We start from the raw sequence: 10583 nt of genomic DNA on the forward strand, positions 1-10583 counted from the left end.
CTCCTTCACTACTTTCTCCGTTCGGCGCGGGCGGCGTCCGGGTCCCCCACCCCCCCCCCCCCCCACCGCTGCACACGTCTTCGGAACTACTTGACCTGGTACATCCAGATCTGGATGTTGGCCAGCTCGCCGGTCTCGCCCCACTTGTACTGGCGGGCGACACCGGTGCCGTTGTAGTTACGGACGTAGTCGACGAGATCGGCGCGGGTGACCTTACCGGCATCGATCCCCTTGAGCAGGATCGTGGTCAGGTCGTAGCCCTCGACCGAGTAGACGCCGGGCGCCTGGCCGTTGAGCGCCTTGTAATCAGCGGCGAACTTCTCCGGCGCGGGGCTGCACGGGCAGGACAGCAGCGCGTCCTTGGACGAGGACCCGGCCTGGCGGACGAACTCGGGATCGTTGGTGCCGTCGGCGGATACGAAGGCCGCGGTCACGCCACCGGAACGCAGCTGCTGCACGAACGGTGCCGCCTCGGCGTAGTAGCCGGCGTAGAAGATGGCGTCGGGCTTGGCCGCGGACAGCTTCGAGACCGCTGCCGAGAAGTCCTTGTCACCTTCCTTGACGCTCGTCCCGCAGGAGGCGTCGGCCGCGGGACCCGCGGCGGTGATGAAGGCCTTCGCCAGACCGGCACCGTAGTCGGTGTTGTCCTGCACGACGCAGATCTTCTTGAAGCCCTTCTCACCGGTCAGATAGTTGGCCACGGCCGGACCCTGCGAGTCGTCGTTGCCGAGGCCACGGAAGAAGGTCTTCCAGCCGTTGGTGGTCAAGGTGGGGTTCGTGGCCGATGCCGTCAGCGTGGGCATGCCTGCCTCGCTGAGGATCTGGCCGGTCGCCTTGGTCTCACCCGAGAAGGTCGGGCCGATCAGGGCCACGATGTTCGGGTCGGCGACGATCGTCGGAATCACCTGGCTGGCGATCTGCGGCTTGCCCTCGGTGTCGAACTGCTTCACCGAGACCTGACAGTCCGGGTTGGCCTTGTTGTGCTGGTCGAGCGCGAGCTTCACGCCCATGATGATGTTGATGCCGAGGGCGGCATTGCCGCCGGTCAGCGGGCCCGCCATGCCGAGAGTCAGGGGCGCGCACTTGGCCTTGCCGTCGCCTGCGGGGTCCGCGGCCGCACCGGCGTCGGTGGTCGCGACCGCCTTGCCCTCGGTATCGAGCTGAACGACCGACTGGATGGAGAGATCGGTGTTGCCGCCACCGCCGCCATCGGACGACTTGTCACTGCATCCGGACAACACCAACGACGCGGCAGCTCCGATAACCAGAACTCCTCGCGTCGACCGACTGCGCCATGTCGAACTGAGCACGTCTCACCTCTATGTCCTGTGCTCCCCGGGTTCACCGAGGGGGCCGACCACGTTCAGCCCGCAGAGAACATATCGCCGCTTTGTTAGATCCGCATCACATTCGCATCATGTCGGAGGTCGGTTGTCCAGCAATAGTTCACATTATTGTTTCGCTTGCGTAAACATTTTCTGCTTCCGGCCCGCGCGGCGGCAGGAGCCGAACCGTGTCACTGCGGGGTGAGGTTCTCCAGCACGACTTCGGCGACCGCCTTCATCGTCGTGCGGCGATCCATCGCGGTGCGCTGAATCCATTTGAACGCTTGCGGTTCCGAGAGGCCCTGGGTCTGCATGAGCACGCCCTTGGCCCGCTCGACCAGTTTGCGCGTCTCCAAACGGTCCGACAGATTCGCGACTTCTGTTTCCAGCGCGGTGATTTCGTGAAAACGACTGGCCGCGAGTTCGATCGCGGGGACCAGATCGGATTTGGTGAACGGCTTGACGAGATAGGCCATCGCGCCGGCGTCACGTGCCCGCTCGACCAGATCTCGCTGGCTGAACGCGGTCAGGATCACCACGGGCGCAACACGTTTCGACGCGATCTCGGCGGCAGCATCGATGCCGTCACGGCGCGGCATCTTCACGTCCATGATGACCAGATCGGGGCGCAGCTCCTCGGCGAGCTCGACGGCCTGTTGCCCGTCGCCCGCTTCGCCGACGACGTCGTAGCCCTCTTCCTTGAGCATCTCGACGAGGTCCATCCGGATCAAGGCCTCATCCTCGGCGACGACGACCCGCTTGGCCGCGGCCTCACGCGTGGCCCCGGCTGCATTCGTGCTCATAGGTTCGACCCCTCTGGATTCCGATGCCTGTCGATCACACCACGACTGGCGATGTAAAGAGTACCTTTTGCTTCCGCGCAGAGAATGCGCCTGCGATGAGATCACGCACACCCTGCGCCGGATACTCCCCCGCGGAGCGCGGCTGCCTGCGCCGCGCTTCCGCCGTGGTGCCGAGTGTGGGACTCGAACCCACACGTCCTTCCGGACAACGGTTTTTGAGACCGTCGCGTCTGCCAGTTCCGCCAACCCGGCGCACCGCGGTCACTATAGCGTCTCGGCGCGCCGGGAAGCGAACCGCCGGTCGAACCGGAGGTCCGCCTGCCCCGTAGTACCCCGAAAGGGCACCGTGAAAGGGGCTGCGATCATGCGCGTGCACAGAACGACGGTCGACCTGGATGCGTACCCCGACCTGGTGATGATCCTGCTCGGCATGCGGGTGCGTACCCCACGCGGCGTGCTGCGGCTGCTCGGTGTCGGCCCGAAGTTGTATCGCTCACACGCCGACCGGCCCGACGGATTACTGCGCCACGAGGACATCGTGTGGTCGATGTTTCCGCCGCACTGGGGCGCCCGGCAGTACTGGCGCGATCTCGACTCGCTCGAGCGCTGGACGCGATCGGAGCCGCACCGGCAGTGGTGGGGTCGATTCCTCCGCGATTCCGGCGGCACCGGCTTCTGGCACGAGGCCTACTTCCGCCGTGGCGGCATCGACGCGATCTACGACGACATGTCGGCACCGACGGGACTGGCGGCGTTCGCGCCGGTGGTGCCCGCGCGCGGACCGATGTTCTCCACCAGGGGCCGCGTGCACGGCACCCCACCGGCCGTGCCACCGGTTATTTCCGAATCGAATTATTACAACCGAAAAGAGTGATAACCGACACATATCACCGCAAGGTTTCCACCGCCTATCTCGTGGGTATCACGGTGACACACAACAGATTTGAGCATCGTGATTGATGTACGGCATTCAACCGAAAGGTGAATAAGTAGTACCGCGTTTGTGATGGTTACAATTCTGACCTACTGCACGACAATCGACCCGATTACGGTGTCGGTATGCACGTGCTCTTCGTCTGCAACTCCAACGTCTGCCGATCGGTGATCGCCGAACGGCTCACCCGGGCGTTCGCGGCAGAGCACGGTCTACCCGGCCTCACCGCGGAGAGCGCGGGCACCCGGGCCCTGGTCGGCTTTCCGCCCGAGCCGATGGCCGTGGAGACCATCCAGGGCCTCGGTGGCGACACCGCGGGCTTCAAGGCCCGAAAGCTCAAGCCCGAGATGGTCGATCGCGCCGACCTGGTGCTGACAATGACCGATTCTTTACGCGACCAGGTCGGTGAACTCGCCTTCGGCACCGCCCCGCGCACCTTCACCCTCGCCGAGGCGTACCGCATCGCCAAGGTGACCGGCGCGAAATCCATTGCCGCACTGCACCATGCGCGCAACAACCTGGCCTATGTCGGCCGCGAGAACATCGCCGACCCGATCGGCCTTTCCCCGGTTGCCTTCCTCGAGGTCGGCGACCGCATCGCCGAATTGCTGTTCCCCGTTCTGGGAGCACTGGCACCGCACGAGCAGACGAAACTCTCCGGCGACGGCGATCGCCCCGGCCTCGTGATAGCGCCCGGCGCGCCCGGCGGCCCCCTGTCGGCGTTCCTCGCCGCACAGCGCAGGCGCTGAGGCGCCCTGGCGGTCGCTAGGGCTCAGTCCACCCATCCACGATGCACTGCCCTCGTGTCCTGACGGTCGCTAGGGCTCAGTCCACCCATCCACGATGCACTGCCCTCGTGTCCTGACGGTCGCCAGGGCTGTTCGCGGCGCCGCGCAGGGATTAGACTTCGGCGCGGACGTGGGTGTTACCCCTTGCAGGTTCGACACACGACGGGACTACAGACTTGCCGAAACGCATTTCGGATGTTTCGCTCCATGTGTATGTGACACCGGAGATCCTCGACCGCATCGTTGCCAGTGTCCGGACGGTCCTCGACGACCATGTGCACGACCGCGATGTCTATGCCTGGCGGTTCACCATGCCCGTCGACGCGAGCGATCCGGTCCATCGCGATCTCGAATCACAGTGGCGCGGTAGCAATCCCGGCCTCGAGCCGAGCACGGAGAGCACCTACGAGATCGCGCTGAGTCTGGTCGGCGACCCGGCCGACCTCACCGACGCCGACATCGCCGACCTCGAGCACGGTCTGGCCGTGGCCGTGTACGGCGCGGCCACACCGCATCCTGCCCCAGGTGTGCCCTTCACCTTGCGCGCGCATCAACGCACGGACGTCGTCGAACCGGAACTCGACCACGAACTGCGTTGAGCTCGCCCGGCCGCGGGAGCCCTCAGCGGGGCCACACCGCCGCGCTCAGCGGGCCGGGAAGTGCCGGATGACGCCTTCTTGCACGGTGGTGGCGATCAATTCGCCTGTGCGCGAATAGAACCGGCCGGTCGCCAGCCCACGCGAACCCGCCGCGACCGGTGACTCGGTGGCGTAGAGAACCCAGTCGTCGAAGCGGAACGGACGATGGAACCAGATGGAATGGTTCACCGTCGCCGCGAGAATCCGGTCCAGCCCCCACGACAAACCGTGCGTGGTGATGATCGAATCGAGCACGGTGGTGTCGGAGGAGTAGCCCAGCGCGGCCACGTGCAGCAGCTGATCATCGGGCAGCGAGCCGTCGGTGCGCATCCAGACCCGGTTGTGGTTGAGCTTCTCGCCGGTGCCCTTGAGGATCCACGCCGGATCGTTGGTGTAGCGCATGTCGATCGGGTGCGGCGCCTTGATGAACATCTCCAGCTTGTCCTCGAAGCCGGCGAAGCTCTCCTCCACCCGGGGCAGGGTTTCGGGATCGGGCACATCCGGGCCGTCGTGCGCGTGCTCGAGGCCCTTGCCGAAGTCCTGGAACGCGGCCAGCATGACGAACAGTTCCTGGCCGTCCTGGCTGGCCGTCACCGTCCGGTTGGCCAGCGAGCGACCGTCGCGGTGGCGCTGCACGTGGTACTCGATCGGCTTCTTCACATCACCGCCGCGCACGAAATGCGCGTTGATCGCGTGCAGCGGCCGGTCGCCTGCCGTGCGGCCGGCCGCGATGATCGCCTGCGAGACCAACTGCCCGCCGAAGGTGCGGCTCCACACCTTCTCCGGGTGCTTGCCCAGGAAGGTGTCCTCGCCGATCGCCTCGAGGTCGAGCAGGTCGAGCAACACCCGTAGATCGGCTGTCGGCTCGCCCTGTGTGGTCTCGATGTCGATCGAACTGCTCACTACTAGTGGTCCTCTTCGCCGATGCGGTGCACGTGGATCAGGTTGGTGGAACCGACGGTACCCGGAGGGGAACCGGCGACGATGACCACCAGGTCACCCTTGCGATAACGCTCCAGCGACAGTAGCGCCTGATCCACCTGGTGGATCATCGCGTCGGTGGTGTCCACCATGGGCACGATGAACGTCTCGGTGCCCCAGGTCAGCGTGAGCTGGCTGCGCACCTCCGGCAGCGGGGTGAACGCCAGCAGCGGCAGCGGGGTGTGCAGGCGGGCCAGGCGGCGCACGGTGTCACCCGACTGGGTGAACGCGACCAGTGCCTTGGCGTTGAGCCGCTCGCCGATGTCGCGGGCGGCGTAGGAGATCACGCCACGCTTGGTGCGCGGCACGTGGGTCAGTGGTGGCACCCGGGACGTCTCGGACTCGACCGCGGTCACGATGCGCGCCATGGTGCGCACCGCGTCGATCGGCCACGCGCCGACCGAGGTCTCCCCCGACAGCATCACCGCGTCGGCGCCGTCGAGCACCGCGTTGGCGACGTCGGAGGCCTCCGCGCGAGTGGGCCGGGAGTTCTCGATCATCGACTCGAGCATCTGGGTGGCGACGATGACCGGCTTGGCGTTCTCGCGCGCCATCTGGATCGCGCGCTTCTGCACCAGCGGCACCTGCTCGAGCGGCAGCTCCACACCGAGGTCACCACGGGCGACCATCACCGCGTCGAAGGCGAGCACGATCGCCTCGAGGTTCTCGATCGCCTCCGGCTTCTCCAGCTTGGCGATCACCGGGACCCGGCGGCCGACGCGGTCCATGATGTCGTGCACGAGTTCGATGTCGGACGGCGAGCGCACGAACGACAGCGCGATGAAGTCGACGCCCAGATCCAGGGCGAATTCCAGGTCGGCGATGTCCTTTTCGGACAGGGCGGGCACCGACACGTTCATGCCGGGCAGCGAAAGGCCCTTGTTGTTGCTCACCGGGCCGCCCTCGGTCACCCGGCAGACGACGTCGTTGCCCTCGACGGATTCCACCGTGAGGCCGACCTTGCCGTCGTCGACGAGCAGCCGGTCACCGGCCTTGGCGTCCTGCGCGAGCTCTTTGTACGTGGTCGAGACGCGGTCGTGGGTGCCGTCCACCTCGTCGACAGTGATCCGCACCTGCTCGCCGTTGACCCACACGGTCTTGCCGTCGGCGAAGCGGCCGAGGCGGATCTTGGGGCCCTGGAGGTCGGCGAGGATGCCGACCGCGCGGCCGGTCTCGTCCGAGGCCGCGCGGACCATCTTGTAGTTGTCGGCGTGGTCGGCGTGGTCGCCGTGGCTGAAGTTCAGCCGGGCCACATCCATGCCGCTTTCGACGAGCTCACGAATACGGTCCTGGGTAGCAGTGGCCGGCCCCAGGGTGCACACAATCTTCGTCCGTCGCATCACGCCCAACAGCCTAGTACCAGCCCGCCTCCCCGCGAATTTTGCCGGTCGGGGGGTTGGAGTCGGCTATCGACCGGACCGGCGGTTATCGACGAGGTGGGGGCCGAGCGTTCCCGATGAGTTACCCATGTGTTCACGAAATCAGTTGTCACCGGACAGCGACATGTCTGGAAAGTCTTGTTTCCAAACGGGTTTGGCCGAAGCCGAGGATCAGGCAGATCACCCAGTAGTAGAGCGCCGCGACGCCGTAGAGGGCGAAGAAGTCGAAGGTGGGCGCGGCGGCCAGCTGGGCGGTGCGCAGCAGCTCGGTGACCAGGATGGTCGAGGCCAGTGAGGTGTCCTTGACCAGGGAGATCAGCGTGTTCGACAGCGGGGGCACCGCGATCCGCGCGGCCTGCGGGAACACGATGTGCCATAGCGTCTGGACATAGGTCATGCCCAGCGATTGCGCGGCCTCCCACTGTCCGTGCGCCACGCTCATGATCGACGAGCGCACCACTTCCGCGGCGTACCCGCCGACATTGAGGCTGAACGCGATCACCGCAGCCGGGAACGGATCGATGACGATCCCGAACTGCGGCAGCGCGTAGAACACGATGAACAGCTGCACCAGCAGCGGAGTGCCGCGGATGATCGAGATGTAGAAGCGGGCGGGCACCGACAGCACCCGCCGCGTCGACATCCTGGCCAGTGCGACACCCACCGCGATGGCCAGGCCGATGACGAAGCTGACGGCCGTGAGCGGCAACGTCATCGTCACCGTGGCCTTCAGCATCGGCACCAGGTTGTGCCGGATCAGCTCCCAGGTAGCCGGATCCATCCGTTATTTGCTGACGTCGGTGCCGAAGTACTTCTCCGACAGCCGGGCCAGGGTGCCGTCGGCGCGCAGTTCCGCCAGCGCTTTGTCGACGTCGGCGATCAGCGCGGTGTCGCCGGAGCGGGCGGCGAAGGCCTGCTTGCTGGTCTCGCCGGTCTCGGCCGCGATCTTGATGCCGGTGTCACCGGTCTTCTTGGTGTACTCGCCCACGGCGAGGGTGTCGTTGACGGTGGCGTCGACCCGACCTGCCTTGAGCAGTTGCACCGCCTGCACGAATCCTTCCACCGCTTCGACTTTCGCACCCGCGCCGGCGGCGACCTTGCTCCAGTTGCTGGTGGCCGACTGCGCGGTGGTCTTGCCCGCCAGGCTCGCCAGCGAGGTGATGGTGGTGTTGTCGGCCTTGGTGACGATCACGCCCTCAGAGGTCGTGTACGGCTGCGACAGCGCGTACTTGGCCGTGCGCTCGGGGTTCACGGTGACCTGGTTGGCGACCAGGTCGAAGCGCTTGGACTCGAGCCCGGCGAAGATCGAGTCCCACGGGGTCTGCACGAATTCCACCTGCTTGCCGAGCTTCTCACCGACCGCGCGGGCGACCTCGACGTCGTAGCCGGTGAGCGTGCCGCCCTCCTGGTAGCTGAACGGTGCGTAGGTGCCCTCGGTGCCGATCTTGAGCACGTTCGGGTCGGACGCGGACGAGCAGGCCGACAGGCCCGTCGCGGCGACGACAGCGAGTACGGCGGCAGCAATGAATTTGCGCACGGACATCCCTTTCTCCGCTGCGCGTAACGGGCACGCGCAGGCTCAGCGACGGTACGGCGCCGCCACAGACCGACACAGAGTATCGCTCACCGTGATCGGAATACCGTCGCGGAAACGCGAAACGGGTACCCCGCGTGAGCAGAGCACCCGTTTCATCCCCGTATGGGCTGCGATCAGTCGCGCAGCGGCCGGCCCTGTGCGTCGGGCACCTTGCCGGTGAGCATCATGATGCCGTCGATCAGCGGCCAGATGGCACCGAGGCCACAGGTCAGCCAGGTGACCGCGATCTGGGCGATGCCGAGACCGGTGTAGCCGAGGTAGAAACGGCCGACACCGAAGCTGCCGAGGAAGATCTGCAGCAGACCGGCCATCAGCTTCTGCTTGTCCGAGAAGGGCACGCCGTACATGTCCCGGCCCCAGGGCGCCTCCGGGTCGTTCGGGTTGAAGCCCTGCGGCATCGCACCGTACTGCGGCTGTCCGTAACCCGGCTGCGGCTGCTGGGCGTACGGATCGGCGGGCTGGCCGTACTGCGGCTGCGGCGCACCGTATTGCGGCTGGCCGTAGCCGGGCTGCGGCTGCTGGTTGTACGGATCGGAGGGCTGACCGTAGGCCGGCTGACCGTACTGCGGCTGCGAGCCGCCGTCCTGCGGCTTGCTCAGGTCAGGGCCGTACTGGGGATTGGGGTTGTAGGGGTCGGTCACTCATGTCCTCCATCATTCGTGCGGGTACCCGTCGTGGCCCCCGGCCAGTGGCGATCGGCCGAACGGCGGTGCGCCCGCGACGATCACGGGCCATTGTTGCCGGTACTGCCCACCGTTGTCTTGTCGGGTGCCACCCGATCGGCCCTCGCCACCCATTCGAGATATCGCGGCGGGCGCCCGCAATGTTGCCGGACGCCCGCCGATTCGACGAAAACGGTCGTGGATCAGGACTTCTTCGCACCTGATTTCGTCGGCTCCGCGGAGGTGCCGGTGGTGGACCCGGAGTCTTTGCCGGACTCGTCGTCGGCGTCCTTCGCGCCAGCGGCGCCCTTCGCGTCGGTGACGTCCTTCGTGTCATCACCGGCGGGCTCGGTCACGTCCTTGTCAGCCGAATCATGTTCCACCGCAGCGGAATCCGTCTTCTTGGTGACGTCGACCGCCGATGTCGCGGAATCCGTCGCCGCCACGGTGCTGCCGGCCGCACCGGCGGCCCGCAGCGCGGAGAACTGCCACGGCCACGGGCGCGGCTCCCCGTCCGGCTGCAACTGGGCGGGCGTCTCGCGGCCCTTGGTCGCCAGCGCGAAATAGGCCATGGCGCCGAGGAAGACGAGTGCGGAGGTGAACGAGTTGATCCTGATGCCGAGAATCTGGGTGGCTTCGTCGCTGCGCAGCAGTTCGACGAAGAACCGGCCGAAGCTGTAGCCCGCGACATAGAGCGCGAACAGACGCCCGTGACCGATCTTGTAGCGCTTGTCGAGCAGCACCAGCCCGATGACGATCAGCACGTTCCAGACCAGCTCGTAGAGGAACGTCGGGTGCACGACCTCGAGCACCCGCCCGGTCGACACCCCGTTCATCATGTCGCGCGCGCCGGTCTCCGGGTCGAACCGTTCGTAGATCTCCAGACCCCACGGGACCTCGGTGGCGCGCCCGTAGAGTTCCTGGTTGAAGTAGTTGCCGAGCCGGCCGATCGCCTGAGCGAGCAGCACCGCGGGCGCGACCGCGTCGCCGAGCGCGGGCAGCGGGATCTTGTACATCCGGCAGCCGATCCAGGCGCCGATGGCACCGAAGAACACCGCACCCCAGATGCCGAGGCCGCCCTGCCAGATGTAGAGCGCCTCGACAGGGTGCTTGCCCTCGCCGAAGTACTTCTGCCAGTCGGTGGCGACGTGGTAGATACGGCCGCCGACCAGGCCGAACGGCACCGCGAACATCGCGACATCGAGGACGGCGCCCGGCTGACCACCGCGCTCGCGCCACCGGCGTTCACCCCACCAGATGGCGACGACGATGCCGAGAATGATGAACAGTGCGTACGCCCGCAGCGGGAAGGGTCCGAGGTGCCAGACCCCCTGGGGCGGACTCGGAATATAGGCCAGGACTGAGTTCACGGGCTCAGCTTATTGGCGCGCTGGCGCGCGCGTGTCCGCGGCCCCAAGGGGCCGCCGGTTAGACGCCGTTGCTTGCTCCTTCGTCGCGTACGCAACGGCGTCTAAC

At 66.5% G+C, this 10583-nt stretch carries 11 protein-coding genes and 1 tRNA gene; 3 read left to right on the forward strand and 9 right to left on the reverse strand.

What is annotated here, in order from left to right:
* Positions 1-86: 86 nt before the first annotated feature.
* The 3 genes from ACFWPX_RS28250 to ACFWPX_RS28260 all read right to left on the reverse strand — a co-directional run bounded on the left by ACFWPX_RS28250 (position 87) and on the right by ACFWPX_RS28260 (position 2380).
* Positions 87-1244 carry a branched-chain amino acid ABC transporter substrate-binding protein gene (locus ACFWPX_RS28250; protein WP_378917354.1) on the reverse strand — a complete coding sequence of 386 codons (1158 nt, stop codon included), beginning with the start codon at positions 1242-1244 and terminating at the stop codon, positions 87-89.
* 272 nt (positions 1245-1516) lie between these two features.
* On the reverse strand, positions 1517-2128 hold the full coding sequence (locus ACFWPX_RS28255) for an ANTAR domain-containing response regulator (RefSeq protein WP_056824610.1): 612 nt from the start codon (positions 2126-2128) through the stop codon (positions 1517-1519).
* 165 nt (positions 2129-2293) lie between these two features.
* A tRNA-Leu gene (locus ACFWPX_RS28260) sits at positions 2294-2380 on the reverse strand.
* 112 nt (positions 2381-2492) lie between these two features.
* On the opposite strand from ACFWPX_RS28260, the gene ACFWPX_RS28265 reads away from it, so the two are divergent.
* From ACFWPX_RS28265 to ACFWPX_RS28275, 3 genes are all read left to right on the forward strand, one after another.
* Positions 2493-3002: a monooxygenase family protein gene (locus ACFWPX_RS28265; protein WP_378917351.1), complete on the forward strand. Its 510-nt coding sequence runs from the start codon at positions 2493-2495 to the stop codon at positions 3000-3002.
* Between the two features lie 185 nt (positions 3003-3187).
* The gene (locus ACFWPX_RS28270) at positions 3188-3811 is read left to right on the forward strand and encodes a low molecular weight phosphatase family protein (protein ID WP_378917349.1); all 624 of its coding nucleotides are present in this window, start codon (positions 3188-3190) and stop codon (positions 3809-3811) included.
* A 254-nt stretch (positions 3812-4065) separates the two neighbouring features.
* The gene (locus ACFWPX_RS28275) at positions 4066-4449 is read left to right on the forward strand and encodes a hypothetical protein (RefSeq protein WP_378930519.1); all 384 of its coding nucleotides are present in this window, start codon (positions 4066-4068) and stop codon (positions 4447-4449) included.
* A gap of 45 nt (positions 4450-4494) precedes the next feature.
* Here ACFWPX_RS28275 and ACFWPX_RS28280 read toward each other — a convergent pair whose 3' ends face one another.
* The 6 genes from ACFWPX_RS28280 to lgt all read right to left on the reverse strand — a co-directional run bounded on the left by ACFWPX_RS28280 (position 4495) and on the right by lgt (position 10477).
* Positions 4495-5391: an acyl-CoA thioesterase gene (locus tag ACFWPX_RS28280; RefSeq protein ID WP_378930521.1), complete on the reverse strand. Its 897-nt coding sequence runs from the start codon at positions 5389-5391 to the stop codon at positions 4495-4497.
* A 2-nt stretch (positions 5392-5393) separates the two neighbouring features.
* The gene (gene pyk / locus ACFWPX_RS28285; RefSeq protein ID WP_378917343.1) at positions 5394-6812 is read right to left on the reverse strand and encodes a pyruvate kinase; all 1419 of its coding nucleotides are present in this window, start codon (positions 6810-6812) and stop codon (positions 5394-5396) included.
* A 145-nt stretch (positions 6813-6957) separates the two neighbouring features.
* A complete protein-coding gene (locus ACFWPX_RS28290; RefSeq protein WP_378930523.1) occupies positions 6958-7629 on the reverse strand; it encodes an amino acid ABC transporter permease in 672 nt (223 codons plus the stop codon).
* A gap of 3 nt (positions 7630-7632) precedes the next feature.
* Positions 7633-8385, reverse strand: a complete 753-nt coding sequence (locus tag ACFWPX_RS28295) for an amino acid ABC transporter substrate-binding protein (RefSeq protein WP_378930531.1) — start codon at positions 8383-8385, stop codon at positions 7633-7635.
* A 173-nt stretch (positions 8386-8558) separates the two neighbouring features.
* Positions 8559-9086 (reverse strand): NINE protein, encoded by a 528-nt coding sequence (locus ACFWPX_RS28300; protein WP_378917339.1) that lies wholly within the window; start codon positions 9084-9086, stop codon positions 8559-8561.
* A gap of 224 nt (positions 9087-9310) precedes the next feature.
* Positions 9311-10477: a prolipoprotein diacylglyceryl transferase gene (gene lgt / locus ACFWPX_RS28305; protein ID WP_378930525.1), complete on the reverse strand. Its 1167-nt coding sequence runs from the start codon at positions 10475-10477 to the stop codon at positions 9311-9313.
* Positions 10478-10583: the final 106 nt, after the last annotated feature.

It is taken from the genome of Nocardia sp. NPDC058518 (assembly GCF_042719655.1).
GTDB lineage: Bacteria > Actinomycetota > Actinomycetes > Mycobacteriales > Mycobacteriaceae > Nocardia.

What these genes read in the sequence shown, in the direction of transcription:
- ACFWPX_RS28290 (WP_378930523.1), bottom strand. Translation starts at nt 7,629, where the DNA reads ATGGATCCGGCTACCTGGGAGCTGATCCGGCACAACCTGGTGCCGATG.
- ACFWPX_RS28255 (WP_056824610.1), bottom strand. Translation starts at nt 2,128, where the DNA reads ATGAGCACGAATGCAGCCGGGGCCACGCGTGAGGCCGCGGCCAAGCGG.
- ACFWPX_RS28270 (WP_378917349.1), top strand. Translation starts at nt 3,188, where the DNA reads ATGCACGTGCTCTTCGTCTGCAACTCCAACGTCTGCCGATCGGTGATC.
- ACFWPX_RS28265 (WP_378917351.1), top strand. Translation starts at nt 2,493, where the DNA reads ATGCGCGTGCACAGAACGACGGTCGACCTGGATGCGTACCCCGACCTG.